Here is a 24,926-nt window from a genome sequence, read left to right as displayed (position 1 = left end):
ATCAACCGGCGGGGTTGGGCTTGATCGGGCGCGACAGGAAATCCGGTACGCCTTCGGGGCCGAAGCCGACGAAGCGCTCCCCACCATCATCATCGCGGTGCCGCGACTGGCCGGAACTGGCGATGGCGCGGTAATTGGCCAGGGGATCGCGCGCCGTCGGCCGCGGCGCATGGCGGGCCGGCGCTTCGGCGCGGGGCGGGCGCGGCGGCGCGGCGTCGCGGACGGGTGGAGGCTCGGCGCGGGTTGCAGCGGCCTGCGGGCGTTGCTCGCGGCGTGCGTCAGGGCGTTCATCCGGCCGGCGGTCACCGCGGCCCTTGCCACCGGCGCGGCGGCGGTCGCCACGGCCGGATTCGGCCTTCGGCTCGGGGGCTTCGGTTGCCGGCGCTTCGGGCGCGCGGTGCGGTTCGTCGGCCTGGCTGGCTTCGGCGGGTGGTGCCTTGCCCCGGCCACGACCACCGCGGCTGCGGCGTTCGCGCGCCGGCGCTGGTGTGTCGTCTGCGGGCGAATCGATCAGGGCCACCGGGGCGGCGATAGCGGCCACTGGCCCGTCACCCTGCCAGCGCGGGATCTTGAATTGGGTCAGCTTCTCAATCTCGATCAGATGCTCGGCATCATCCGGCGTCGCCAGCGAAAAGGCGATGCCGGTGCGCCCGGCGCGACCGGTGCGCCCGATGCGGTGCACATAATCATCCGGGTGCCACGGCACATCATAGTTGATGACATGGCTGACCCCTGGAATGTCGAGCCCTCGTGCGGCCACATCGCTGGCGACCAGGATGGTGACGGCGCCGGATTTGAAGCGTTCCAGTTCGCGGATGCGATCGGATTGTTCCATGTCGCCATGGATCTGCCCCACCGGCAGGCGCGCGCGCTTCAGGGTTTCGGCCAGTTCGCGCACCATCGTCTTCTTGTTGCAGAAGATGATCGCGGTCTTCAGGGCTTCGCTGTCGATGATGTCGCGCAGCACGTCGCGCTTGGCCCGCGATGTGGTTTCCACCACCCATTGGGTGATGTTGGTATTGGTGCTGGCGGCGCGCGCCACCGAAATGCTCTTTGGATGGTCAAGAAACTGGTCCGACAATTTCTTGATCGGCGGCGGCATCGTGGCCGAAAACAGCAGGGTCTGCCGGCCCTTGGGCAGTTTGGAGCAGATGGTTTCGATATCCGGGATGAAGCCCATGTCGAGCATGCGATCGGCTTCGTCGATCACCAGCAGCGCACACCCCGACAGCAAGATCTTGCCGCGGGCAAACAGGTCCATCAAGCGGCCCGGCGTGGCGATCAGCACATCGACGCCCTTTTCCAGCGCCGCCAGTTGATCGCCCATCGAAACGCCGCCAATCAGCAACGCCATCGAAAGCTTGTGATATTTGCCATATTTGTCGAAATTCTCGGCGACCTGCTGCGCCAGTTCGCGCGTCGGTTCCAGGATCAGGCTGCGCGGCATCAGGGCGCGGCTGCGGCCTTCGGCCAGGATGTCGATCATCGGCAGCACGAAGCTGGCGGTCTTGCCGGTGCCCGTCTGGGCGATGCCGATGATGTCCTTGCCCATCAATACCGACGGGATGGCCTGGGCCTGGATGGGCGTGGGCGTGTCGTAACCGCTGTCCGCAATGGCGCGCAGCAGGGCATCGGACAGGCCGAGATCGGCAAAACTCATTCAGGCGGGCTCATCAAAACGGGGGGTGGGCTGAAATACGGCCTGTACCGGCCATGGGCGGCAAGGCGGCAAAAGTCAATTGAATGTGCAAAGGGGCGGCTGTCGCCAGCCGCCCCCTCACGAACCGAAGCGAAGTCGATCAGAAGCGGAAGCCAGCCGCCACACCATAACGCCGGGGTTCCAGCGTGAAGATGTTGGTGAACAGGCCCGACGACTGGTCGGTGACATACAGGCCGGTCACGGCGCTGTTGTTGGTCAGGTTCTGCACGAAGCCGCGCAGATACCATTTGTCGTCCTTGCCGTTGAACTGCACCTGGGTGTTGATGACCGTGTAGGACGGCACGCGGTTGATGAAGCCATTGAAAATATTGCCATAGCTGGAACCAGTATGGGCAATGTCGACACGCGGCACCAGGCTGGCGCTGTCGCCGATCTCGATGGTGTATTGCGCACCAGCCGAGAATTTATACTGCGGCGCCTGCGGCAGTTCGTTGCCGCGCAGGTTGGACAGCACGCCTTCGGGCAACATCTGGAACGAGGTGTTGGTGCTGAGGGCCTGCAGCACGGCGCAGATACCGAACGCACCGCCCACACCGGTCGGCAGACCGCTGTCTGCCGGGAAATCGGTGGGGGCGCGCAGGCCGGCCCCGGCCTGCAGGCCCGGGATCAAACCAGCATTGATGGCACCGTTGGCGTTGGCCACGAAGGCGCGGGTGCCGGCTTGGCCGCCAGCGCCGTTGTTGACGACGGCGCAGTTGGAACCGTTGGTGATGTCCTTGACGATCACCGCATCGCTGCGGTTGCCGGCCGGATTGCGCGGGTTGGCGAGGAACTTGTCGGTCGACACCCGGGTCTTCAGGTAGGACGCATTCATGTTGACGACGAAATTGCGCGTCGGCTGGATGATGAATTCGCCTTCCAGACCATAGACGATCGCATCGACATTGTCGTTGACCGAGGTGCGGGCCGTGATGCGCGACAGCTGCAAGCCCTTGTATTTGTAGAAGAAGGCTGTGAGGTTGGCGCGCAGCGTGCCATCGAGGAAGCTGTTCTTCGAACCGATTTCAAACGCATCGACGAATTCCGGCGTGAACGTGTCCGGCACCGCGAAGATCGGCTGCAGCGGCGGGTTGACACCGCCGGATTTGTAGCCGCGCGAGTAGGAGGCATAGATCAGATTGTCTTCGCTGATCTTCCAATCGAGCACGGCGCGGCCGGTGACTTCCGAGAAGCTGACCGACCTGACGGAGAAGGGCTGCACCCCGGCGCGGCCGGGATCGCCGTCAAAACCCGCTGCGGCTGGCGAATTGAAGGCGCTGCCCGTCGTGCCGAACGGCACGAAGAAACTGGCCAGCGTCGAGCGGGCGCGGACATATTTCTCGTCGTTGTTGTACCGCAAGCCGACGGTCAGTTTCACGGTGTCGGTGAAGTTGAAATAGCCTTCGCCGAACACGCCATAGCTTCTCAGCGTGTAGCGCGCCGTGTTGTTGCGGAAGAACGGCGTGCCGAGGAAGCCGCGGTTGGCCGCGCCAAGCACACCGGTCACATAATCGATGCCCCAACTGTTCACATAATAGCTGTTTTCCGGCAGCACGGTATCCACATAGATGCCGCCGACCAGGAAGTTGAACTTGCCTTCGAATTGCGAGCTGATGATGCCTTCCAACGTCTTGGCGCGGACGATCTGGTTGGAACGGTCAAAATCCTGCGGCGTGGAGAAGCAATCCCGGAGCCCGCCATAGGCACCAAGGCCGGACTCTTCGGGCTGCGAGGTGCAGAACTGGCTGCCGGAGCTGATAGCGTTGCGGACGTTGGCCAAGCCGCCAAGGCCGGGTGCTGCCGACAACGCGCCGAGCGTTGCAATGGCCGAACTGGCCACTGCTGGGTTGAACACGCTCTGGTTGTAATCGACCGAGCTGTCCACCGCGTTGCGCTGGTACATGCCGGTCAGCTGCGCCTTGATGCCGCCGAAGTCATGCTGGATGCGCAGCATATATTGTTCTTCTTCGGCAAAATATTTCGGCGTGTAATCGGTGCGGATCTGGCGCACGTCGGTCGGCTGGGTGTGGCCGGCATAATTGTACGGATCGCGGTCATACAGGCTGCCCAGGGCGAGTGCACCGAAGCCGGCGCCGCCCTGCGTGGTCAGGAATTCACGGCTGGACAGCGTACCGACGAACGTCGAGTTGGCGTTGATGAAGCCGTTGTCCAGCCGGCCGGGCAAGCAGCCCAGCACGCCGGTCGGGTCCGTCTGGCACAGCTGCTTCTGGTTGCGGTTGCGATCGTCCTTTTCGCGGAAATAATAGGCCATGGCATCGACGGTGGTGTCGGGCGTCGGCTGCCAGCGGATGCTGCCGCGGATGGCATAAAGATCACGCCCGTCGATGCGGCTGTTGTTGAACACGTTGGTCGTAAAACCGTCGCGCTTCAGATAGGTGCCCGCCACGCGCACGGCCAGCGTATCGGTGACCGGCAGGTTGAACATGCCCTTCACACGCAGCGAATCGAAATTGCCATATTCGACTTCGCCAGCGGCATGGATGGCATCCATCTTGGGCTTGGCGTTGATGAAGTTGACCACACCGCCGGTGGCATTGCGGCCGAACAGCGTGCCCTGCGGGCCGCGCAGCACTTCCACGCGCTCCAGATCGAAGAATTCGGTTTCGAACAGGCGGGTAGCGAACAGCGGCATGCCTTCGGCGTGGATGGCGGTGGCGCTGTCGCAGGTCACGCCGACGCACAGATCGCCGATGCCGCGGATGGTGAAGCTGGCGCCGGTGAAATTGCCCTTGGTGAAGGTGACATTGGGCAGGGTCAGCTGGATATCCAGCGGGTTGTTGATCTGCTGGCGCTGCAGCGCTTCCGCGGAAAACGCCGTCACGGCAATCGGCACGTCTTGCAGGCTTTGTGCCGTGCGCTGCGCGGTGACGACGATTTCCTCGATCCCGTTGTCCTCGGCTTGGGCCGCGGCTTGCGCCCAGGCCGGCATGGCCCACAACCCGATGACAGATGCGCTGCCGACCAGCGCCAAACGGAATCCAGATACGCTCTTCATGTGCTTCCTCCCCACTAACCCAGATGGATAGACCCTTGTGATCGGCTCTGACGGCCGGGTCCTGTTCCATTGCATGAGGCCGCTTTCCGGCCCTTTGTTGCAACAATCAGTTTGGACAGGCATTCAATCGCTTGTCCAGAAGGGGAAAGCCGCAAGCGGGCGTAATGTCGTTGTAGAGCGGCGCTGTGGCCTTGCTGCAACAGTTTCGCCCAGCTCGCCCAGCCTCAGCGCCGGCGCGGCTTGCGCACCGGCCGCACCGGCACGATGGCCGCGATGCCGCATTCGCCGCCCGATCGTGCCCCGATGGCATCGCGCCCGGCACACAACAGGCCGGCCTGTTTCTGCTGGTAATAAAACCCCTGATAGAAGGACAGCGCCGGGCAGTCCTGAGCCAGGTGCATGCGCCAGCGCCGCCCGCCCTTCATGGTCAATTCGATGGCGCGATCGCCATAAAGTTGGGCGCCGGCAACCGTGCCGATGGCGATGCAGCGGTGATGGCCGGCGCGCGGCGGTGCGGGCCGTGGCGGCGCGGCCGGATCCAGCATGCCGCCCGGCCGCACCGGCACCCGCCGCCAGGCCTGGCCATCAAAGCTTTGCAGCGCTGTCCGTGAAGTCGCGGGCTGGGCCAGCAGCGGCGCCGGCAGCAGGGCCACAGCCAGCAGCGCCGCAGCGAGCCCGCCAAGTGCCCGCGCTGCCTGCTCCGTTCTGCTCATCCAAATCGCCAATCACGCCACCTGTGCCAGCTTGCGCTGCTGCTCAGCCGCAAGCTGTCGCGCTGTTGCCGCGCGGGCGTTGAACCATGACTGAATGATGGCACGCAAGCGACTTTGATGTGGTTTCAGCCGGCTGCTCCCGTCCGCGGTCATGCCTGCGGTTCTGCCGGGGGTTCTGCCAGGGCGTAAATCGGGTAAAAGGTTGCGATGACCAGCCCACCCACCTTGCACCCGCCGCCCCCAGCCGCCCTGGCCGCGCTGAAAGCCGCAGCCGGCCCGGATTGGACCGAAGATACCGCGCTGATCGCCCCCAGCCTGACCGATTGGCGCGGCAACTATACCGGGGCGACGGCGCTGCTGCTGCTGCCGCGTGATGTCGCCACCGTTGCGGCCATCGTGCGGGTGGCAGCCGAATACCGCGTGGCGCTGGTGCCGCAAGGCGGCAACACCGGACTGGTGGGGGGCGGCATCCCGGCGGCCGACGGCTCGGCCGTGCTGCTGTCCACCCGTCGCATGAACCGGATCAGGCGGGTCGATGCCGCCGGCCAGTTGCTGGTGGCCGAATCCGGCGCGATTCTCAGCGATGTCCATGCCGCCGCCGCCGCCGCTGGCCTGGCGTTTCCGCTGTCGTTGGGCGCCAAGGGCTCTGCCACCATCGGCGGGCTGGCGGCCACCAACGCCGGCGGCGTGCAGGTGCTGCGCCATGGCACGATGCGGGCGCTGGTCGCCGGGCTGGAAGCGGTGCTGCCAGATGGGTCCGTGCTCAATCAACTGCACGGTCTGGTGAAGGACAACAGCGGCCTTGATCTCAAACAGATGCTGATCGGCGCCGAAGGCACGCTGGGCATCATCACGGCGCTGGCTTTGAAACTGGTGCCGGCGCCCAAGTATCGCGCCATCGGTTGGGCCGGAGTCGATCGGCCGCAACGCGCACTGGCGCTGCTGGCCCGTCTGCGCCAGCTCAGCGGTGGGCAGGTCGAAAGCTTTGAACTGATGCCCGCCGAGGGCGTGGCGCTGCTGGAACAGCAATTCGGCCTGCGTCCGCCGCTGGCCGGGGCGCATCGCTGGCAATGCCTGGTGGAACTGGCCGGGCCGATGCCGATGGATGAAATATTGGCCGAAGGGCTGGCGGATGCCGACGATGCGGTGATCGCGCAAAACGAGGCGCAGGGCCAGGCGCTGTGGCGGCTGCGCGAGGAATTGCCGCTGGCCGAACGCCGCGATGGCCCGGCTGTGCACCATGATATCGCCGTGCCGGTGGCCGACATGCCGGATTTTGCCGAAGCCGCCACCGCCCGTGTCGAAGCCGCCTTTCCCGGCGCGCGCGTGATGGCCTTCGGGCACCTGGGCGACGGCAATCTGCATTTCAACGTGCGCGCGCCTGCGCCCGATGCGCTGGCTGACGAAGCGCCGGCCGCGTGGATTGCGGCCCGCCACGGGGCGATCACCGCGCTGGTGCATGATCTGGTCGCGGCGGCCGGCGGTTCGATTTCGGCCGAACATGGCATCGGCGTGCTCAAGCGCGATGATCTCGCCCGGCTCGGCGACCCGGCGCGATTGGCGGCGATGCGGGCGATCAAACGGGCGCTGGACCCGCACAACATCATGAATCCGGGCAAGATTTACTGATCTGATGCCGGATTGGTCCCGTCTGGCCGGGCTTTGCGACAGCGGGTCGCACCTTGGTCTTGCACTGGTTTCATCAGCGCACTAGGAAGGCGCGTCCGAATTTTTCCCCTCCAGTCACGAAAGATCGTGTGCCCTCATGGCCAGCCAGCCTCCTGCCAATCAGCTTCCGCTTTTCTACAACAGCCTGGCGCCATTGTCGTCGCAGCTGCACCCGAATCATGGCCTGAAGCCGCTGGGCAATCTGGCGTTCACGCGCGGCACACACGCCATCCCGGTGACCGTGGATGAATTTCCGCTGGTGCAGCGCAATTATCCGATCGTGTTCGGCGTGGGCGAAAATCCCGCACCGCTGGCGCTGGTCGGCCTGCAGGAAGGCCAGAATCTGTACATTGGTGCCGATGACCAGTGGGAAGCCAATCACTATATCCCGGCCTTCGTCCGCCGCTATCCGTTCATGCTGGCGCGGTTGACCCCGGATGCGCAGGAATTGTCGCTGTGCTTTGACGATGCCTCCGGTATCGTGGTCGATAACGACGGCGAGAAGCTGTTCAACGGCACCGAGCCGACCGACACCACCAAGAACATCCTGGCCTTCTGCGAGCAGTTCGAACAGGCCGTGGCCCGCACCCGCGGCTTCATGGAAGAGCTCACCAAGCTCGATCTGCTGATGGACGGCGAAGTCACCATCCAGCGCGAGGGCCTGGCCCAGCCGGCGGTCTATCGTGGCTTCCGCATGGTCGATGAACAGAAATTGCAGAATCTGCGCGGCGACCAGACCCGCAAGATGGTGCAGTCGGGCCTGCTTGGCCTGATCTATGCCCATCTGTTCAGCCTGTCGCTGATCAGCCCGCTGTTCGAGCGCCAGTTTGCAGCGGCGACAGCGCCGGCGGCCTGATCGCCCAAAGATCCAACCGGAAATCGGGGGGCGATGGCGGGGCCGTCGCCCCTTTTTCATGGGCCGATCCGGTGCCAGCCGACATTGGCCCTTGACGTGATATATAGTATCATCTTATCGCCGGGCCAGGCTGGCGAAGGGGCCGCCGGGTCCGAACCTAAGAGGCGAAATTGATGATGGTGCGCGTGTCCTTTGCTGCCCTGTTGCTGCTGTCGGCAGCGACCCCCGCGCTGGCGCAAGATGAGCAGCAGCAGGGCGGGCAGCAAAACGATACCCAGCATGGCACGGCCGATCCCGAAATCATCGTCAGCGCGCCCTATGCGCGGGATCGCAAGCTGGTCGCGACCGCCGTCACCGTGTTGCAGGGCGATGCCTTGCAGCTGCAGATGCGCTCCACCATCGGCGAAACCCTGGCGCGCCAGCCGGGGGTGAGCGCCAGCTTCTTTGGCCCCAACGCCTCGCGCCCGATCCTGCGCGGCCTCGACAATGAACGGGTTCGGGTGCTCACCGATGGCATCGGCAGCTTCGATGTGTCCAACACCTCGGTTGATCACGCGGTGGCGGCCAACCCGCTGCTGGCCGATCGCATCGAGATATTGCGCGGCCCGGCGGCGCTGCTGTTCGGCTCCGGCGCCATCGGCGGCGTGGTCAACATGCGCGACCTGCGCATCCCGCGTGAGGTGCCTGGCGGCGGCCCGCATGTCGATGCCAGTGCCGGCATCGGTTCGGCGGCGCGGGAGCGCAACATCGCGGCGGCGGTGAATGTGCCGCTGGGGGCGGGGTTTGTCGCCCACGTCGATGGCAGCTTCTTTGAATCCGGCGACTATCGCACCGGCGGCTTTGTGTTCAGCGATGGTTTGCGCAAGGAAGCTGCCAAGGAAGGCGGCGACGTGGCCGAAGACGCCCAGGCGCGCGGCCGGGTGGATAACAGCGGAGGCCGCACCTGGGATGTGGCCGGCAGCATCGCCTGGATCGGCGAGAGCGGCGCGAATTTCGGTGTGGCCGTCAGCCATTTGAAAAACCGCTATGGCATTCCCAATGGCCTGGAACTGGGCCATGCGGAGGAACATGACCACGACGAAGAAGGTCACGCCGACATAACGCTCGACATGCGCCAGACCCGTGTGGACGTGCGCGGCGCGGTGCCCATGCCGGGCCCGTTCAAGGAACTGCGGGTGCGCGCCGGCTGGGCCGATTATCGCCACGACGAGATCGAATCCGATGGCGCGATCGGCACCAGCTTCTTCAACCGCAGCTGGGAAGCGCGGGCCGAACTGGTGCAGGCCGAACGCGGCGGCTGGCAGGGCGCAACCGGCATGCAATTTTTCAGCCGCAATTTCAACGCGGTTGGCGAAGAGGCCTATATCCCGGCCAACGAAACCCGCCAGTTCGGCCTGTTCACCCTGCAGGAATTCGATCTGGGCAAGGTGCGGCTGGAAGGTGGCGCGCGCTATGAACATGCCCAGGTGTCATCCGCGGTGGTCGCCCGTGATCGCAGCTTTGATGCGCTGTCCGTGTCGGTCGGTGGCTCGGTCGATCTGGGGAGCGGGTTCCGCTTTGCGCTGAGCGGCGCGCGCACCGAACGGGCGCCGGCGGCAGAGGAATTGTTCGCCAATGGCGCCCATGCCGCCACCCGCGCTTTTGAAATCGGCAATCCGGATTTCAACAAGGAACGCCAGCTCGGTGCCGAAGCGGTGCTGCGTGGCCGCGGCGATGGCTGGCGGATGGAATTGTCGGCCTTCATCAACCGGTTCGACAATTATGTCTTCCTCGATCCGACCGGCCTGGAGGAAGCTGGCCTGCCGGTGTTCCAGTATCTCCAGACCGATGCGCGCTTCTGGGGCATGGAAGTTGAAGGCGCCGTGAAGGTCGCGCAACTGGGTGCCACCCGGGTCGAGGCCACGGGCCTGCTCGATTTCACCCGCGCCACCGTGCTGAACGGCGGCGGCGCCGTGCCGCGCATCCCGCCGCTGCGCATGATCGGCGGCATCGAAGCCACCGGCGGCGTGGTCGGTGGCCGCGTCGAAATCGAACATGCCACGGCCCAGGATCGGTTGGCGGCGTTTGAAACCCACACGGCGGCCTACACGCTGGTCAATGCCAGCCTGTCGTGGAAGCCGTTCGGCGTCGATTCGCCGTCCACGCTGATCGTGCAGGCCAACAACATCTTCGATGTCGAAGCGCGGCGGCACAGCAGCTTCCTGAAGGATGTGGCACCGCTGTTCGGCCGCGATATCAGGGTATCGCTGCGCGTGGCCTTCTGAGCTTGAATCAAATCTGCCAACGCAGGCCTTGAAATCGTCGCGCCGCTTCCCAGATCATGGGAACGGCGGCACCGTTCCCCCCTTGCGGTGGCTGCCCGTGGCACATGCCTGCCACATCTCCCCGGGCGCTCGACCGCCTGATGTCGCGCCCGACCTGGCCGCGCCGGTTCTCCCCCAGCCGGCGCGGCCTTTGGTATTTCAAGGGGCTGCTATTCGGCTGCGTCCAGCCAGCCCGTGCCCAGCAGGCGCGGCCAATCGGCCAGCAGGCGCTGCGCCAGCCCGGTAAAGGCGGCGCGCACCCGGCCGGCGCCGCTGTGCAGGGTCAGGCGATGCTGATCCAGATACAGGGCGCGATCAATCTCGATCTGCACGGCATGGATGCCGCTGGCCGGCTGGCCGTGGCGGCGTGTGGTGTGGCCGCCGGCATAGGGGCTGTTGCGCGCCACCCGCCAGCCAAGGCGGCGGAAATGATCCTCGATGGCCACCATGATCGCGGGGTGGCTGCTGCGGCCATGGCAATCGCCCAGCACGATCTGCGGTGGCCGCGGCCCCGCCGGGGATGGCATCGAATGGCAATCAATCAGCAGCGCGGCGCCATGCCGGCGCCGGGTGGCGGCAAGAATGGCGGCAATCTGATCATGCCACGGGCGATGCAGCGTCGCCAGGCGGTCGGCGGCTTGCGCAGCGGGCAGGCGCGCGGCGTTGATCTCCAGGCCATGGCCGGCGAGGCGGGGGATGACGCCCAGCCCGGCCTGCACCCGCTCGCTGAACGTCACCGGCACAGCGAGCGCGCCATCGAACATCGCCGGATCAAGTTCGTCGGGCGCGCGGTTCAGATCGATCCAGCAGCGCGCGTGCGTGGCGCTGATCACCGGCACGCCCGAAATGCCATCGAGCAACGCATCGACAAACGCATCTTCGGCCCGGCGCAACTGCATCAGGCTGAGCCGCGAGCCCGCCAGCAGCGCCGTCGGGTAATGGCGGCCACTGTGCGGCGAGGCCAGCAGCAGCGGCCAGCGGCCATCCGCTTCGCCCGTCAGGTGCCAGGGCGGCAAATCAGTCGGGTGCGCAGCAGTCATTTCCCCTGCTAGGCCAGCGCCGCGCCGCCGCAAAGCTGCCATTTGACGCGTGCATCGCCGCCGGAGTCATCAGCGGGGCTTGCCAAGGCAGGGTGTTCCCACTAACAGCCTTCAACCCGTGGACGCGTAGCTCAGTGGTAGAGCACTGTGTTGACATCGCAGGGGTCGCAGGTTCAATCCCTGCCGCGTCCACCATTTTCCCAACATCACCCCATGGCACAGTCTGCGCGTCGTCAGGCCGCGTGGCTTCGGTCCACCACATCGGCATAGCCGGCAAACAGTTGCGCGAAATGCGCGTCGATGGTGCGTGCCGTCGGGGCCGCGGCAATCGCGGCCGCCCGCAGCGCCGGCAGTTGCGGAATCGCCTCGGCCACCACCCCGGCCAGGCTGGCGGCATCCAGCGATTTGAACGCGAGGCCCAGGCCGGGTGACAACTGGTCATAGGCGGCGCCTTCGTCCGGCACGATCAGCGGCAGGCCGCTGGCGCGCGCTTCGGCGCAGGCGATGCCAAAGGTTTCGGCCGGCGCGCCGTGCACCATCATGTCGGCGCTGGCCAGGATGCGGGCGAATTCGGCGCGGTCTCGCACCGGGGCAATCAACTGGATATGGGGATTTTCGCCCACCGCCCGCGCCACCGACGCCCGGGCATGGCCATCGCCCAGGATGATCAGGCCCAGCGGCCGGCCATAGCTGGCGGCAGTGACGCCGGCGATCACCATCGGCCATTGCTTTTCCGGGCTGTGCCGCCCCACGCCCACCAGCAATGTGGCGTCGGCCGGCAGGCTGCATTGCGCCAGCAGCTGCGCACGCAGCGCCTCGTCGCGATTGGCCGGCGAAAATACCCCCGGATCGACGCCCAGGGCATTGTCGACGATCTTGGTCAGCCCGCCATCGCGCAGACGTTTCGACAGGCTGGGCGCCGCCGAAATCACCTGATCATAGCGCGCATCAAGCCGGCGCAGATAGCGCCAGAACCAATCGAAGCCGCGATCGATGGCATGGCGCGGCAACAACCCGTCGAGATAGCGATAGACCCAGGCCGAAAGCGGCTCGGCGTGCATGAACAGGCTGCGCGGCGCTGCGCCCGGCCAGGCCGCCACCGCTGCGGCGCTGCCCCACGGCGAGGAACATTCGATGAAATCCGGCTGTTGTTCGTCCAGCACATCATGGATGATGCGATCATTGGCGAAATAGAAATAGTTGCGATCGAGCGGGAAGCGGGGGGACCGCAGGCTGATCAGGCGGGCGCGCCCGACCTGGCGCACATGATCGTCGGCACCCGGCACCACCACGGTCAATTGCACGCCGTGCTGCTGCGCCACCTCCAGCTTGCGATGGGTATAGGTGCGGATGCCGCCGCCATCGGGCGAATACAGGGCTGAAATATCAACGACGTGCATGCGGTTGACCCATGCTGATCATGATGGCTGGCGATCGGCTGCGCAAAGCTTTCCGCGCCTGCGCCGTCCGGGTCAAGCCCGCAAGCGTCAAGTTTCCCGATCAGTTCTTGTCGCGCAGCGGGCCGAAGCTGAGCAGGCCCTTGCGATAATTCATCCGGATGGTGATGTAGGTGATGCCCGGACCCGTGACAAAGCGCACCGCGGCGGCCTTGGGCTTGCCAAATCCCAGCTTTGGATTGCCCGGAAAGCCGACGCCATCGGACGACAGCCCGAATTTGCGATTGCCATCGCGATCATGCAGCAGGGACATGGTGTACGCCCCCGGCCCCGGCGTGCGGATGCACAATTGCACCACGCCTGATGTCGGCACCGGAATTTCCACCCGGCGAAACGTCTTGCCGGCGTTCACCAGCAGATTGTCATCCTGCAGGAAATCCTGATCATTGTCGGGATAAAGCTCGGCGCGCAGCACACCCTGGCGATCCTTCAGGCCGGCCGCCGTGATGATCACCGCATGGCCGGTCTCGTTCGGGCGGCACTGGCCTTCGGCCTTGCCCAGATTGGGGCTGGATTCCACCTGTGCCGCCGCTGGCGCGGTCAGCCCCAGCAACACGGCCATCAACATGCCATGCTTCATTTGCGGCGCCATCCCACTGCTTCGCCGCCGACCAGCAACAGCCCGAGGCCAAGATGCGTCACCAGGAACAGGCTGGCCATCATCGTCATCAGCGCGCCAACTTCGGCATCATGGCCGATCATGAACACCGCCAGCCCGGCGAATACCACATCCTTGTTGGGCAGGAAGGGCAGGCGCGACAACAGCATGCGCATCGCCGACAGCAGCACCCACAATTGCAGCGATTCCGCCGGCAGGGCCAGATGCCAGCACCAGCCGGTCAGCACCAGTGTGGCGACCACGCGCGTCGTCTGCACGGCCGTCACATGCCACAGGTCGGGCGTCGGCAGGCTGAACAATTTCTTGCGGAAAAACAATATGCCACTCGAAATCACCAGCATCAGCGCGACGGACGCGAAAAAGGCGGTGCTGTCGATGCCCAGATGCAGCGTATCGAGCAGCGGATAGGCCAGCACCATCAACACCAGGGTGACGGCATTGGCCGCCATCGCCGACAGGATCGCCACATCCTTCACCGCCCCGAACGGCGCCGAGGTCATCGTGGTGCGCTGCCGCGCCCAGGTGTAGAAATAAAGATCGCCGACATAGCCGGTGATGAGTTCGTTGCCGATCAGCTTGCGCAGCAGCGCCAGAAAGCCATCGGCCGGAATCTGCCACAGCCGGCGGAAAATGATGAAATCCCCCAGCGGCCCGGCGAAGTACGACAGCGCATAGACCAGCCAGAAGGCCGGCGCGCTTGGCACCACGGCGGCAACGCGCGCCAGATCGACCTGCGCCAATTGCATCAGCGCCGCACCCAGCACCGCGAGCGTGATCAGCGTGCCCAGCCACCAGGTCCAGCCGCGCTCACTGCGCGGCAGCGCGGGCAATTGCGCTGGCAACTGCGCCGCCAACGGCGCAGCCGACGGAGTTGCTGCCAGGCTGGCTGGGGCAGGGCTGGCGTCACTTGGGTACATGTCTGGCGCCAAACTCATTGTTCCTTCGCGCCCCCTAGAGGGCCAATATGGCAATTTCAGGACGTTCACCAGTCAAGCGTGCGGATCAGCTACGCGGCGGCGCCGGGGCCGGCTGCACCCTCACCCCAATCGCGCGACCGCCGCCAACAACTCGGCCTGCACGCTGGGGTGGCAGATCAGCACATCGGGCGTGATCGGCCGCGCCTGGTTGAACCGCAACGGCCGGCCATCGAGATGGCTGACCGCCAACCCGGCCGCCTGCGCCACCGCCGCCGGTGCGCCGCTGTCCCATTCATACATGTCGCCCTGGTGCAGATAGACATCGGCTTCGCCGCGCAGCACCGCCAGGGTTTTCACCCCGGCGCTGCCCATCGGCACCAGCACCGCGCCCATGGCGTCGGCCAGCTGTGTGGCGATGCTGGCCGGGCGGCTGCGGCTGACGGCGATGCGCAAAGGAGCTTGGGGGGGGCGCTGCGGCGCCAGCAGCGCCGGCGGATGGGCGGTGCAGAAACACTGGCCCAGCGCCGGCTGCGCCACCGCGCCATCGGCGATGCGGCCATCGATGCTGAGGGCAACATGTACCGCCCAATCATGACGGCGTTCGCCATATTCGCGGGTGCCATCCAGCGGATCGACCAGCCACACGCGCCGCGCGCCCAAGCGGCTGCGATCGTCGGCTTCTTCTTCGGACAAGATGGCATCATCCGGCCGTTCGCGGCGCAGGGCGTCCATCAACAGCTCATTGCTGGCCTTGTCGGCCGCATCGCCCAGCGCCTTGGCATCGGCGGGGCCGCTGCGGTGCAGCTCCATCAGCAACTGGCCGGCCTCGATGGACAGGCGGCGGGCAAGATCGGCATCGGTCATGAACGATGCCCTGCCACCGGACCGGGACGCCGGCAAGCGCTGCCGATGCCGGCCTATTACATGCAAGTGGCTTGCCAGCCGGCGGCGCGGCGGGCAGGTTGCCGGAAATCCGACAAAACGGCTGATCTGGGGAGACACCATGGCGTCATCTGGGGCTGCAACGGGACCGTCTGTGCTTGTGAAGCCGCGCCTGCTGCTGTGGATATTGCTGATCGGTTACATCTTCAATTTCATCGATCGGCAGATCGTTGCCATCCTGGCCGAGCCGATCTCCCGCGATCTGGGCCTCAGCGACACCCAGATCGGGCTGCTGACCGGCTTTGCCTTTGCGGTGTTCTACGCCACGCTGGGCGTACCGATTGCCCGGTATGCCGACAATGGCCGTTCCAATCGCATCGGCATGATCGCCACCTGCCTGGTGATCTGGTCGGGCATGACCGCGCTGTGCGGCCTGGCACAGAATTTCTGGCAGATGCTGCTTGCCCGCATCGGTGTCGGCGTGGGCGAGGCGGGCTTCACCCCTACGGCCCATGCGCTGATTGCCGACACCTTGCCGCCGGAAAAGCGCGCGAGCGGTATCGCCTTTTTCGGATTGGGCGTGCCGATCGGCGGCTTGTTGGGCACGTTGATCGGCGGCACTATCGCCGATGCCTATGGCTGGCGGCCGGCCTTTCTGGTGGTCGGCGTGCCCGGCGTGCTGCTGGCGCTGATGATGTGGCTGACCTTGAAGGATCCCCGCGCCGCCCGGCCGGTGGCGGCGCGCGATCCAGACCGGTTGTCGATGCTGGCCAGCCTGAAATTGCTGGCAAGCTCTCCGGCCTATTGCCTGATCCTGTCCGGCGCGTCGCTGGTCGCGTTCCTGTCTTACGGCAAGGGCGTGTGGGTGCTCAGCTATTTTCAGCGCACCCACAAGCTCTCGTCGCTGCAGACGGCCCTGTATGTCGGCGTAATCCTGGGCATCGCCGGCATCGTCGGCACTTGGTTGGGCGGTTGGGCGGCGGATCGCTGGGGCAAGCATGACAAGCGCCACATGCTCACTCTGCCGGCCTGGGCCATGGTGCTCGCGGCGCCGATCCTGTTTGCCGGCTATTGGGTGGATGACTGGCGGGTGGCGATTGCCTTGTTGATCCTGCCGACGGCCGCCAATGCCGCCTACTACGGCCCAGCCTATGGCGCGGCGCAGGTGCTGGCGCGGCCAGACACGCGGGCGATGGCCGCCGCGTGGATCGTATTTGCGCAAAACTTCATCGGATTGGGCCTGGGGCCGCTATTGTTTGGCGCGCTGTCCGACATGCTGAAGCCTGAATATGGCGCGCAGTCGGTGCGCATCGTGCTGTTTTTTGCCGCCTGGGCCGGCCTGGTGCCGGCATTGCTGTTCTGGCTGGGCGCCCGCGCGCTGGGCCGCGAGACCAAGGAAAGGGAATTGCTCGATGCACGTGTTGCGCACGCCTGAGGACGCCTTTGCCGGCATCGCCGATTATGCGTTCGCGCCGCATTATGCGGACATCACCGATCGCGCCACCGGTACGGCCATGCGCTTGCACTATATCGACGAAGGCCCGCGCGATGCCGCGCCGATCCTGCTGCTGCATGGTGAGCCGAGCTGGAGCTATCTCTACCGCAAATTCGTGGGACCGCTGGTTGCCGCCGGCCACCGCGTGGTGGCGCCCGATCTGATCGGTTTCGGCAAATCTGACAAGCCGGCGGACCGTAACGATTACACCTATGAACGCCATGTCGAGTGGATGAGTGACTGGCTGACCGGGCTCGATCTGAACGGCATCACCTTGTTCTGCCAGGATTGGGGCGGGCTGATCGGGCTGCGGCTGGTCGCAGCCTTTCCGGATCGTTTTGCCCGGCTGGTGATTGCCAACACCGGGCTGCCGATCGGCACCGGCTGGTCGGAAGGTTTCGCCGCCTGGCTGGCGTTCAGCCAGAAAGTGGAAACCTTCCCGGTTGGCTTCATCGTCAACGGCGGCACCACCCGCGATCTGACGCCGGCCGAGGTCGCCGCCTATGATGCGCCCTTCCCCGACGAAACCTTCAAGGAAGGCGCGCGCCAGTTCCCGACATTGGTGCCGATCACGCCGGAACACGCCAGCGTGGCGGAAAACAAGGCGGCATGGGCGGTGCTGGAACGCTTCGACAAGCCGGTGGTCACCTGTTTTTCCGACAAGGATGCGGTGACGCACGGCGGCGAGAAGATCTTCATCGATCGTGTGCCCGGCGCGCGTGACCAGCCGCACACGATCGTGCAGGGCGGCGGACATTTCTTGCAGGAAGACGCGCCTGATGAAGTGGTGCAGATTATCCTCGATCATATCAACCGGGGGTAGAATATGCAGGTCATCAACGAAACCAGTCCGCGCCCGGAGGTGATCGGCACCTTCTTCGGCGATGCCGATCATGGCCCGATGGTCATGGTCAATCTGCTGAAATTCAAGGCCACGGCGACCTATCCCGATGGCCGGGACCCCGAACTGACCGGGCGCGAGGCTTATGACCGCTATGGCGAGGCCGTGCGTGGCTGCCTGGAAGCGGTTGGCGGCCATGTCGTCTATCACGGGCCGGTCAGCGGCATGCTGCTGGGCCAGGTGGAAGACCAATGGGATGCGGTGGCGCTGGCCTGGTATCCCAGCCCGCAGGCGATGCTGCAGATGGTGGCGCTGCCCGAATATCAGGCCATCGAGATCCACCGCTATGCCGGGCTGGCCGGGCAGCTCAACATCCGCACGAAACCGCAAGCATGAGCCTGAATTTCGATCTGTTCTGGTCGTTCCGCTCGCCCTATTCCTATCTGCTGCTGCCACGCGTGGTCGAACTGGTGGCGACGCACGACGTGAGCTGCAATGTGCGCATCGTTTATCCAATCGCGGTGCGGCAGACGGATTTCTTCCAGAAGGTCGATCCCTTGTGGATGTTCTACCTGATGAAGGACACATATCGGGAATCGCAGTATCTGGGCATGCCCTATCGCTGGCCGCAGCCGGATCCGGTCTATATGGACCCGGCAACGCGGCTCTATCCGGCCGAACAGCCCCATATCCACCGCCTGTCGATGCTGGGCGTGGCGGCGACCGAAGCCGGGCGCGGTTTGCCGTTCATCCGCGAAGTGTCGCACACGATCTGGAGCGGCACGGTCGATCAATGGCACGAAGGCGATCATCTGGCCGAGGCGGCGGCGCGCGCCGGGCTTGATCTGGCGACGCTCGATGCCGCCATCGCGGCTGACCCAGGCCATTTCCGCGCCGCCATCGAAACCAATCAGGATGCCCAGCGCGCATCGGGCCATTATGGCGTGCCGCTGATGGCGCTGGAGGGCGAGCCGTTCTTTGGCCAGGACCGGTTCGATCAACTGGTGTGGCGGTTGAAGCAGAAGGGGTTGCAGGGGCGCTGACGCGTTCCCCACCAGCATCAACCTCAAGCATCAATCACCAGCGCCAGCCCCGCCGCCGCCAGCGCTGCCACCGCCAGATTGGCCAGGCCCAGCCACGGCCAGGCCAGCGCGCCGGCCACGGCGCCGCCGATCATTGCCAGCCACAGCAACAGCCACGGCACGAAGGCAAAGGCCGGCCCGCCGGCCAGCGCCAGGCCCAGCCGCTGGCCGATCTTGACGAGATTGCCGGTCATGAAAGTCAGGCTGATCTTCACGTCGCCGCCGGTTTCGAACACGCAATTTTCGGCGCCCATCGCCATCGCCGCCAGCAGCAGCCCCGGCCAGGTCTGCCCGTTCAGCGCCAGCGCCGCGCCGGCCGCCAGCAGGCTGGCGACCAGCAGCAATTGCCCGCGCCGCCGCTTGTTGTGCAACCGCCGGCCCACCAGCGTCGCCAGCGTCACCCCGGCGACGAACGAAGCCAGCAGGCTGCCGGCGAGCATCGCGAAGCGGGTCGCCTCTGCGAGGCCGATGCCCAGCCGCGTGCTGTTGCCGCTCATGAAGCTGATGAACAGCCCGCCGCTGGCGATGAAACCGACCGCATCGACAAACCCGGCGAGTGCCGCCAGCGCGGCGGCCATGATCTGATCGCGTCGCGAGTGATCCTGCATCAGTTGGCCAAGGCGCCCTGATTCCAGCGCCGGCCGACCCACAGCCCCACCAGCAGCAGCCACAGCGCGGCGGCCAGCGGCGCCAGCCGCGGGGCCAGCAGATCGTGCAGGGCATTGGCCTGGATCTGGGCCGGCGCGCTGTACCCGGCCGGCATCGGCAGCACCTTGTTGGCCTTGGCCCAGCGCTGCCATTGCGCCTGCATGGCCGCAAGCCGTTCCGGCTGCGCCGCCGCCAGATCATCTGTCTCGCCGGGATCGCGGTTGATGTCGAACAAATGCCAGCCGCCATCGCCATAGGGCGGCAAATTCTTCACCAGCTTCATCGTGCCTTGATAGAGCACGGCATTGCCCGACAATTCATAGCCGATGGCCTCCGCCTCCGTGTGGATGACAGCGGCGGGATCGGTGAGCGCCGGCAACAGTGACTGCCCCTCCAGCCCGGCGCGATCACTGACGCCAGCCACATCAAGCAGGGTGGGCGCCAGATCGACGGCATGGGCCGGTGCGCCGGCCACGCGCCCGCGCGCCTGTTGCAGGGCCGGCGGCAGCGACAGAATGAACGGCACCCGCACGCCGCCTTCCCAGGCGCTGAACTTGTAACCGCGCAGCGGGCTGGCCGCGGCGCTGGCCCAGGAGGCGCCGATATAGGTGAGGGTGCCCGGCTGGCCCTGGCGCTCAGGGGCCATGTCATATTGCAGATGGGTGTTGAAGCGGGTGAAGTCGGTGGCTTCGGGATTGGTCGCCTCCGCGCCATTGTCGGAAACGAACACGAACACCGTGTTGTCATACAGGCCACGCGCCTTCAGATGCGCCACCAGCCGGCCCAGTTCACGGTCCATCGCCGTGGCCATGCCGCCATAAACGGCCATCGCGCCGGACCAGCGCGCGCGTTCCTCGGCGCTCAGGGCCTGCCAGTTGCGCGTGCTCGGCATGGTCACCGGCGCAACCGGTGGCAGCAGCCCAGCCTGCACGACGCTGGCCGCCCGCGCGGCGCGCAGCGTGGTCCAGCCAGCGTCATAACGGCCCTTGTAGAGCGCAATATCGGCGGCGCTGGCCTGCACCGGAATGTGATTGGCCAGCATGCCCAACGTCGCAAAGAAGGGTTTGCCCTTCACGCTGTCGATCTGGCCGATGGCTTCATCGACAATCAGCGTGGAGGAATAGAAGCGCCGCGGCAGCTTTGCCGTCTTGCCGTCGCGGGTCCAGTCGGCGCGTTCATACAGCAGGCGGTTGGGCTTGTTCTCCCAATTGTCCGCCCCCGATTGCGACAGCGCCAGCGCCCGATCCCATCCGCGCGCGGTGGGCAGATCGGCAGCATCATGCCCCAGATGCCATTTGCCGGCATAGAGCGTGGCATAGCCGGCGCGTTGCAACCGCTGCGCCAGCGTGGTGACGCCGGGGGCCAGCACCGCATTGTATCCCGGCTGGCCGCGATGCTGTGGCGGGATGGTTTCCGGCATGTTGCCCAGCCCGGCGCGGTGCGCGTTCACCCCGGTCAGCAGCATGGCGCGGGTGGGGGAGCAACTGGCGGCCACATGGAAATTGGCAAAGCGCGTGCCCGCCCGCGCCAGCGCATCGATGTTGGGCGTGGCAATTTCGCTGCCATAGCTGCCGGGATCGGAAAAGCCCCAATCGTCAGCGATGATCAGCACGATATTCGGGCGGGCAGGGGCTGCGGGCTGCGCGGCGGCGGACAGGGCGGTGCCGGCCAGCAGCAAGGCAGCAGCCATATGTTTCACAAGCTGCTGTCCTCAATCGCCTTGCTGCCCACGGGCAGGTGCAACACCAGGCCATCATGCGCGATGCGGATCGGCCCACTGAACCGTTCGGCCGCGTCCCCCAGAAACGCCGCGTGCAGCAGGCGGGATGGCAGCGGCGGCGCGATGTGGGTGAGCAGCAGCATGCCGACCTTGGCCTGAGAGGCGATATCGGCTGCCTGTTCCGGCGTGGTGTGATAATTCAAAATGTCCCGCGTGATCTGCGCGGTGCGCGGCTGGCCGGCGCGCTCCAGCCCGCGCGTTATGCCGGCCACCAACCGCGGTTGCAGCGCTTCGTGCACCAGCAGATCGGCGCCCTTGGCCGCCGCAGCCACGGCCGGGCTGGCCGCGGTATCGCCGCTGATCACCACCGTGCGGCCCTTGTAAGCCAGGCGATAGCCAAAGGCCGGCGCAATCGGCGCATGATCGACGGCAAAGGCCGTCACCACCAGGCCATCGGCCTTCCACACCATGCCCGGGCCGACATCACGCCCGGAAAACACGCCGCCGCCGGGGGGGGTGATCGCCTGGCCATGATGCGCCGTGCGATAACCGGCATCGGCGTGGAGCATTTCATTATATCCCGCAGCCAGCCGCGCCGTGCCGGCCGGGCCGATCAGCGGCAGCGGTGTGCGCGCCGCGCTGCCGGTCCAGCGCATCAGCAGCGCCGGGCCCAGCCCTTCGACATGATCGCTGTGCAGATGCGTGATCATCACCGCATCAAGCCCACCCAGCGGCACGCCCCAGCCCGCCAGCTTGCGCACCCCGCCATCACCGGCATCGATCAGCAACAGATTGGCCCCCGCCTGCACCAGCAAGCACGATTCGGCGCGATCGGGATCAGGCAGCGGTGTGCCGGTGCCGCAGAAGATCAGGGTGATGCCATCGGACCGGCCCGCCAGTGCATTGCGGCCGGCGCGCTGTTCGGCAACGCGGGCATAAAAGGCGTCGCCCACCGGCGCGCGGCCCCACCACAGGCTCGCCGCCAGCACCACCAGTGCAATCAGAACCCCCCATCTGCGCATGGCCGAACCCTAGGCGGCCATGGGGCCAGGTGCAATGGCGGGCCCCTGTCCTACGGCGCTGCTTGCCGCTATACTCGCGCAGCGCGGGTCACATGCTGGTGGGGCGAGCGCTGCGGGGGAACGAAAAAACATATCTTCAGGGGTTCAGAAATCGCAAAAAGCGGAACCTTTGTAACCTTGTACATTGCAATTCGCGGCGACTTGAGGTCGTCAGTAGAATATTTTTCGAGGGGATCGGCATGGCTGGGGTGTTGCGCGTGTTGGTGGGGGTGATTGCGCTGTTCAACATCGCCATCGGCCTGGGATTCCTGTTCAACCCGGCAGGCGCCGCGGCGAATTTCTTCCTGATCCCCGATGGCGGCCAGGGCATGGCCACGTTGCGCGCGGATTTTCCGGGCTTCTTCATCACCGGCGGCACCTTTGCGATGATCGGCGCGCTGCGCAAGGATACCAGCGCGCTGCTGGTGCCGATGCTGCTGCTGGCCATTGCCATCACCGGCCGCTGCGTGTCGCTGGTCGCCGATGGCATCGGGCCTGAAGCCATTCCGCCGATGGTGGCCGAGGCGGTGATGATCACGGTGCTGGCGCTGGCCCGCCGCGCGATGGAGGCCGGCAAATGAAGCGCGCGATCAAGATCCTGCTGGGCGGCGTCGCGGTGATCGGCGGCGGGCTGTATCTGTCCGCCGATTATATCAAGCTCAACATGAACCGCTGGATCAGCACCCCCACCGAGGCCAACCGGCCAGTGACGTGGAACCAGGGCCCGGCGCAGGCACCGGCAGGTGCGCGCCCGCCCAACATCGTGCTGATCGTCGCCGATGATCTGGGCTATAATGACGTGACGATCACCGGCGAGGGTGCAGGCGGGATGCCCACGCCCAACATCGATGCCATCGGCCGCGAAGGCGTGGTGTTTGCGCAAGGCTATGCCGGCAACGCCACTTGCGCGCCGAGCCGGGCCGCGCTGATGACGGGTCGTTATGCGACGCGCTTCGGGTATGAATTCACGCCCACCGATGTGAAATTGCCGGGCTGGTTTCCCACGGGCATCATCCGCCCCGATGCGATGTTCGCCCGCAACATCGCCAATTTCCCCAGCGACTGGGCCGTGAAGACGGTGTTCGATGAGGAGGCGGCCAAAAATCTGCCACCGGCGGGCAACAAGGGCGTGCCGGCCGGCGAGATCACCATTGCCGAACAATTGCGCGCCCAGGGCTATCACAACATCCATCTCGGCAAATGGCATCTGGGCGAAGCTGCGGGCATGCGCCCCGAGGATCAGGGCTTTGATGAAAGCCTGGGCTTCATCATCGGCGGCCAGAAATATCTGCCCGACGATGATCCGAACGTGGTGAACAGCAAACAGGATTTCGATCCGATCGACCGTTTCCTGTGGGCCAATCTGCCCTATTCGGTGCAGTATAACAGCGGGCCACGCTTTGCGCCCGACAAATACATGACCGATTATCTCACCGGCCAAGCGCTTTCGGCCATTCGCGCCAACCGCAACCGGCCATTCTTCCTGTATCTGGCTTATAACGCGCCGCACACGCCGCTGCAGGCGCTGAAAAGCGATTATGATGCGCTGTCCGGCATCAAGGATCACCGCCGCCGCGTCTATGCCGCGATGGTGCGCGCCGTCGATCGCGGCGTCGGCCAGGTGATGGCCGAGCTGAAGCAACAGGGCCTGGATGACAACACGCTGGTGATCTTCACCTCCGACAATGGCGGCGCGCATTATGTCGGCCTGCCCGAACTCAACCGGCCGTATCGCGGCTGGAAGGCGACCTTTTATGAAGGCGGCACCCATGTGCCCTATCTGATGCGCTGGCCCGCGCGGATCCCGGCTGGCAGCCGATTCGCCAGCCCGGTCAGCCATTTCGACATCTTCGCCACCGCCGCCGCCGCTGCGGGCGCAGCGCCGCCAGCGGACCGGCAAGTGGACGGCGTCGATCTGGCGCCGTTCGTGGCCGGCGAAGCGACTGGGGTGCCGCACCGCACCTTGTTCTGGCGGTCGGGCGGCTATCGGGTGGTGCTGCACGATGGCTGGAAACTGCACAGCCTGGGGCAGCAGCGCGAAGAGCGGCTGTATAATCTGGCGTCTGACCCGCAGGAGCGCATTGATCTGGCGGCACAGCAACCCGCGCGCGTCGCAGAACTGAAGGCGATGCTGACGGCGCATGATGCCACACAGATGGCGCCGGCGTGGCCCAGCCTGATTCGCTCACCAATCCCGATTGACCGGCCGCTGGGGGTTAAATCGTCGCCGAACGATGCCTATATCTATTGGTGGAACTAACCCTAACCACTGGTGTAGTGACGAATTGCCATGAAAATGCCGGACTTTGATGAAACCGATGGTCGCAAACTGCGTTCGCTCGCCAGTCGCGAACGCATCATCGAAGCGTTGATCGCACTGATCGACGAAGATGAAGACCCGCCGAGTGCCGAGAATATTGCCATTCGTGCTGGTGTTGGCTTGCGCAGCCTGTTTCGTCATTTCGGCGATATGGATTCGCTTTACACGGCGGTACTCGATCGCATCGGCCGGCGCTATCTGCATTTGCTGGAACCCTATCGCAGCACGGGGTGGCCGGATCAGGTGCAGGAACTGCTGGAGCGCCGCATGGAGATGTTTCAGGGCGCGCTGGGTTATCGCCGGGCCGCCGATCTTTATCGTTCGGGGTCGGCCTCGGTTCAGATCGGGCGGCGCACCTTCGAACAGATGCTGCGTGCCCGGCTGGAATCGGTGGTGCCCGAACCGCTGCGTGGGGACAGCCTGTGGTTTGAACAACTGGATCAATGGCTCAGCCTTGATTGCTATGCCAGTCTGCGGGACCGGCGCGGGATGAGCCACGAAGCGGCGGTGGCGGTGATTGCCGCTGCGGTCACGGCGCTGGTCGCCGGTATGGCCGGCCCTCCCGCCGCCTGAATTTCTTTGCGAGTTG

At 65.5% G+C, this 24,926-nt stretch carries 21 protein-coding genes and 1 tRNA gene; 11 read left to right on the top strand and 11 right to left on the bottom strand.

The window, feature by feature from the left end; all coding sequences use genetic code 11:
* Nucleotide 1: 1 nt before the first annotated feature.
* From AC6UUM_RS13990 to AC6UUM_RS13980, 3 genes are all read right to left on the bottom strand, one after another.
* The gene (locus AC6UUM_RS13990) at nt 2–1,660 is read right to left on the bottom strand and encodes a DEAD/DEAH box helicase (RefSeq protein WP_500802876.1); all 1,659 of its coding nucleotides are present in this window, start codon (nt 1,658–1,660) and stop codon (nt 2–4) included.
* Between the two features lie 139 nt (nt 1,661–1,799).
* The gene (locus AC6UUM_RS13985) at nt 1,800–4,715 is read right to left on the bottom strand and encodes a TonB-dependent receptor (RefSeq protein ID WP_500802875.1); all 2,916 of its coding nucleotides are present in this window, start codon (nt 4,713–4,715) and stop codon (nt 1,800–1,802) included.
* A 224-nt stretch (nt 4,716–4,939) separates the two neighbouring features.
* Nucleotides 4,940–5,428, bottom strand: a complete 489-nt coding sequence (locus AC6UUM_RS13980; RefSeq protein WP_500802874.1) for a hypothetical protein — start codon at nt 5,426–5,428, stop codon at nt 4,940–4,942.
* Nucleotides 5,429–5,635: 207 nt separating this feature from the next.
* Here AC6UUM_RS13980 and AC6UUM_RS13975 point away from each other — a divergent pair, with 207 nt between their 5' ends.
* The 3 genes from AC6UUM_RS13975 (at nt 5,636) to AC6UUM_RS13965 (ending at nt 10,216) form a co-directional block, all read left to right on the top strand.
* Nucleotides 5,636–7,057, top strand: coding sequence for an FAD-binding oxidoreductase (locus AC6UUM_RS13975; RefSeq protein ID WP_500802873.1), 1,422 nt, complete (start codon nt 5,636–5,638; stop codon nt 7,055–7,057).
* Nucleotides 7,058–7,193: 136 nt separating this feature from the next.
* Nucleotides 7,194–7,952, top strand: a complete 759-nt coding sequence (locus tag AC6UUM_RS13970) for a SapC family protein (RefSeq protein ID WP_500802872.1) — start codon at nt 7,194–7,196, stop codon at nt 7,950–7,952.
* A 173-nt stretch (nt 7,953–8,125) separates the two neighbouring features.
* The gene (locus AC6UUM_RS13965) at nt 8,126–10,216 is read left to right on the top strand and encodes a TonB-dependent receptor (protein WP_500802871.1); all 2,091 of its coding nucleotides are present in this window, start codon (nt 8,126–8,128) and stop codon (nt 10,214–10,216) included.
* A gap of 209 nt (nt 10,217–10,425) precedes the next feature.
* On the opposite strand, the gene AC6UUM_RS13960 is transcribed toward AC6UUM_RS13965, so the two are convergent.
* The gene (locus AC6UUM_RS13960) at nt 10,426–11,295 is read right to left on the bottom strand and encodes an N-formylglutamate amidohydrolase (RefSeq protein ID WP_500802870.1); all 870 of its coding nucleotides are present in this window, start codon (nt 11,293–11,295) and stop codon (nt 10,426–10,428) included.
* Between the two features lie 120 nt (nt 11,296–11,415).
* Here AC6UUM_RS13960 and AC6UUM_RS13955 point away from each other — a divergent pair.
* Nucleotides 11,416–11,490: transfer RNA gene (locus tag AC6UUM_RS13955), tRNA-Val, on the top strand.
* Between the two features lie 38 nt (nt 11,491–11,528).
* On the opposite strand, the gene AC6UUM_RS13950 is transcribed toward AC6UUM_RS13955, so the two are convergent.
* The 4 genes from AC6UUM_RS13950 to AC6UUM_RS13935 form a co-directional block, all read right to left on the bottom strand.
* Complete coding sequence (locus AC6UUM_RS13950) at nt 11,529–12,695, bottom strand: glycosyltransferase (RefSeq protein ID WP_500802869.1); 1,167 nt, start codon at nt 12,693–12,695, stop codon at nt 11,529–11,531.
* Between the two features lie 100 nt (nt 12,696–12,795).
* Nucleotides 12,796–13,332, bottom strand: a complete 537-nt coding sequence (locus AC6UUM_RS13945) for a DUF2141 domain-containing protein (RefSeq protein WP_500802868.1) — start codon at nt 13,330–13,332, stop codon at nt 12,796–12,798.
* Nucleotides 13,329–14,306, bottom strand: a complete 978-nt coding sequence (locus AC6UUM_RS13940; protein WP_500802867.1) for a hypothetical protein — start codon at nt 14,304–14,306, stop codon at nt 13,329–13,331. Before AC6UUM_RS13940 ends, AC6UUM_RS13945 begins: the two co-directional genes overlap by 4 nt.
* A gap of 102 nt (nt 14,307–14,408) precedes the next feature.
* The gene (locus AC6UUM_RS13935; RefSeq protein ID WP_500802866.1) at nt 14,409–15,152 is read right to left on the bottom strand and encodes a 3'(2'),5'-bisphosphate nucleotidase CysQ; all 744 of its coding nucleotides are present in this window, start codon (nt 15,150–15,152) and stop codon (nt 14,409–14,411) included.
* Nucleotides 15,153–15,324: 172 nt separating this feature from the next.
* Between AC6UUM_RS13935 and AC6UUM_RS13930 the strand changes: the two genes are divergently transcribed.
* The 4 genes from AC6UUM_RS13930 to AC6UUM_RS13915 are packed head-to-tail and all read left to right on the top strand — an operon-like array spanning nt 15,325 to nt 18,549.
* Nucleotides 15,325–16,605, top strand: coding sequence for a spinster family MFS transporter (locus AC6UUM_RS13930; RefSeq protein WP_500802865.1), 1,281 nt, complete (start codon nt 15,325–15,327; stop codon nt 16,603–16,605).
* On the top strand, nt 16,583–17,488 hold the full coding sequence (locus AC6UUM_RS13925; RefSeq protein WP_500802864.1) for a haloalkane dehalogenase: 906 nt from the start codon (nt 16,583–16,585) through the stop codon (nt 17,486–17,488). Before AC6UUM_RS13930 ends, AC6UUM_RS13925 begins: the two co-directional genes overlap by 23 nt.
* A gap of 3 nt (nt 17,489–17,491) precedes the next feature.
* Entirely contained in the window at nt 17,492–17,902 is a 411-nt protein-coding gene (locus tag AC6UUM_RS13920; RefSeq protein WP_500802863.1) for a DUF1330 domain-containing protein, read from the top strand.
* Nucleotides 17,899–18,549: a 2-hydroxychromene-2-carboxylate isomerase gene (locus AC6UUM_RS13915; RefSeq protein WP_500802862.1), complete on the top strand. Its 651-nt coding sequence runs from the start codon at nt 17,899–17,901 to the stop codon at nt 18,547–18,549. The genes AC6UUM_RS13920 and AC6UUM_RS13915 overlap by 4 nt, the downstream gene beginning before the upstream one ends.
* Before the next feature lie 23 nt (nt 18,550–18,572).
* Here AC6UUM_RS13915 and AC6UUM_RS13910 read toward each other — a convergent pair whose 3' ends face one another.
* The 3 genes from AC6UUM_RS13910 to AC6UUM_RS13900 are packed head-to-tail and all read right to left on the bottom strand — an operon-like array spanning nt 18,573 to nt 21,978.
* On the bottom strand, nt 18,573–19,196 hold the full coding sequence (locus tag AC6UUM_RS13910; RefSeq protein ID WP_500802861.1) for a YoaK family protein: 624 nt from the start codon (nt 19,194–19,196) through the stop codon (nt 18,573–18,575).
* Complete coding sequence (locus tag AC6UUM_RS13905; protein ID WP_500802860.1) at nt 19,196–20,926, bottom strand: arylsulfatase; 1,731 nt, start codon at nt 20,924–20,926, stop codon at nt 19,196–19,198. Before AC6UUM_RS13905 ends, AC6UUM_RS13910 begins: the two co-directional genes overlap by 1 nt.
* Before the next feature lie 5 nt (nt 20,927–20,931).
* Nucleotides 20,932–21,978: an MBL fold metallo-hydrolase gene (locus AC6UUM_RS13900; protein WP_500802859.1), complete on the bottom strand. Its 1,047-nt coding sequence runs from the start codon at nt 21,976–21,978 to the stop codon at nt 20,932–20,934.
* A gap of 239 nt (nt 21,979–22,217) precedes the next feature.
* On the opposite strand from AC6UUM_RS13900, the gene AC6UUM_RS13895 reads away from it, so the two are divergent.
* Genes AC6UUM_RS13895 through AC6UUM_RS13885 form a run of 3 tightly spaced genes read left to right on the top strand, consistent with a single transcriptional unit; the run spans nt 22,218 to nt 24,910 of the window.
* On the top strand, nt 22,218–22,598 hold the full coding sequence (locus AC6UUM_RS13895; protein ID WP_500802858.1) for a hypothetical protein: 381 nt from the start codon (nt 22,218–22,220) through the stop codon (nt 22,596–22,598).
* Nucleotides 22,595–24,277, top strand: a complete 1,683-nt coding sequence (locus AC6UUM_RS13890; protein WP_500802857.1) for a sulfatase-like hydrolase/transferase — start codon at nt 22,595–22,597, stop codon at nt 24,275–24,277. Before AC6UUM_RS13895 ends, AC6UUM_RS13890 begins: the two co-directional genes overlap by 4 nt.
* Nucleotides 24,278–24,313: 36 nt before the next feature.
* A complete protein-coding gene (locus tag AC6UUM_RS13885) occupies nt 24,314–24,910 on the top strand; it encodes a TetR/AcrR family transcriptional regulator (RefSeq protein WP_500802856.1) in 597 nt (198 codons plus the stop codon).
* The last annotated feature ends 16 nt before the right edge of the window (nt 24,911–24,926 follow it).

The sequence above is a fragment of the Sandarakinorhabdus sp. genome, assembly GCF_987265915.1.
Note: the sequence above shows the minus strand (reverse complement) of the source record. Positions and strands in the feature narration are given on the sequence as shown.

What these genes read in the sequence shown, in the direction of transcription:
- AC6UUM_RS13990 (WP_500802876.1), bottom strand. Translation starts at nt 1,660, where the DNA reads ATGAGTTTTGCCGATCTCGGCCTGTCCGATGCCCTGCTGCGCGCCATT.
- AC6UUM_RS13905 (WP_500802860.1), bottom strand. Translation starts at nt 20,926, where the DNA reads ATGGCTGCTGCCTTGCTGCTGGCCGGCACCGCCCTGTCCGCCGCCGCG.
- AC6UUM_RS13890 (WP_500802857.1), top strand. Translation starts at nt 22,595, where the DNA reads ATGAAGCGCGCGATCAAGATCCTGCTGGGCGGCGTCGCGGTGATCGGC.
- AC6UUM_RS13950 (WP_500802869.1), bottom strand. Translation starts at nt 12,695, where the DNA reads ATGCACGTCGTTGATATTTCAGCCCTGTATTCGCCCGATGGCGGCGGC.
- AC6UUM_RS13920 (WP_500802863.1), top strand. Translation starts at nt 17,492, where the DNA reads ATGCAGGTCATCAACGAAACCAGTCCGCGCCCGGAGGTGATCGGCACC.
- AC6UUM_RS13970 (WP_500802872.1), top strand. Translation starts at nt 7,194, where the DNA reads ATGGCCAGCCAGCCTCCTGCCAATCAGCTTCCGCTTTTCTACAACAGC.
- AC6UUM_RS13945 (WP_500802868.1), bottom strand. Translation starts at nt 13,332, where the DNA reads ATGAAGCATGGCATGTTGATGGCCGTGTTGCTGGGGCTGACCGCGCCA.
- AC6UUM_RS13975 (WP_500802873.1), top strand. Translation starts at nt 5,636, where the DNA reads ATGACCAGCCCACCCACCTTGCACCCGCCGCCCCCAGCCGCCCTGGCC.
- AC6UUM_RS13960 (WP_500802870.1), bottom strand. Translation starts at nt 11,295, where the DNA reads ATGACTGCTGCGCACCCGACTGATTTGCCGCCCTGGCACCTGACGGGC.
- AC6UUM_RS13895 (WP_500802858.1), top strand. Translation starts at nt 22,218, where the DNA reads ATGGCTGGGGTGTTGCGCGTGTTGGTGGGGGTGATTGCGCTGTTCAAC.
- AC6UUM_RS13900 (WP_500802859.1), bottom strand. Translation starts at nt 21,978, where the DNA reads ATGCGCAGATGGGGGGTTCTGATTGCACTGGTGGTGCTGGCGGCGAGC.
- AC6UUM_RS13965 (WP_500802871.1), top strand. Translation starts at nt 8,126, where the DNA reads ATGATGGTGCGCGTGTCCTTTGCTGCCCTGTTGCTGCTGTCGGCAGCG.
- AC6UUM_RS13885 (WP_500802856.1), top strand. Translation starts at nt 24,314, where the DNA reads ATGCCGGACTTTGATGAAACCGATGGTCGCAAACTGCGTTCGCTCGCC.
- AC6UUM_RS13935 (WP_500802866.1), bottom strand. Translation starts at nt 15,152, where the DNA reads ATGACCGATGCCGATCTTGCCCGCCGCCTGTCCATCGAGGCCGGCCAG.
- AC6UUM_RS13910 (WP_500802861.1), bottom strand. Translation starts at nt 19,196, where the DNA reads ATGCAGGATCACTCGCGACGCGATCAGATCATGGCCGCCGCGCTGGCG.
- AC6UUM_RS13985 (WP_500802875.1), bottom strand. Translation starts at nt 4,715, where the DNA reads ATGAAGAGCGTATCTGGATTCCGTTTGGCGCTGGTCGGCAGCGCATCT.
- AC6UUM_RS13915 (WP_500802862.1), top strand. Translation starts at nt 17,899, where the DNA reads ATGAGCCTGAATTTCGATCTGTTCTGGTCGTTCCGCTCGCCCTATTCC.
- AC6UUM_RS13940 (WP_500802867.1), bottom strand. Translation starts at nt 14,306, where the DNA reads ATGAGTTTGGCGCCAGACATGTACCCAAGTGACGCCAGCCCTGCCCCA.
- AC6UUM_RS13980 (WP_500802874.1), bottom strand. Translation starts at nt 5,428, where the DNA reads ATGAGCAGAACGGAGCAGGCAGCGCGGGCACTTGGCGGGCTCGCTGCG.
- AC6UUM_RS13925 (WP_500802864.1), top strand. Translation starts at nt 16,583, where the DNA reads ATGCACGTGTTGCGCACGCCTGAGGACGCCTTTGCCGGCATCGCCGAT.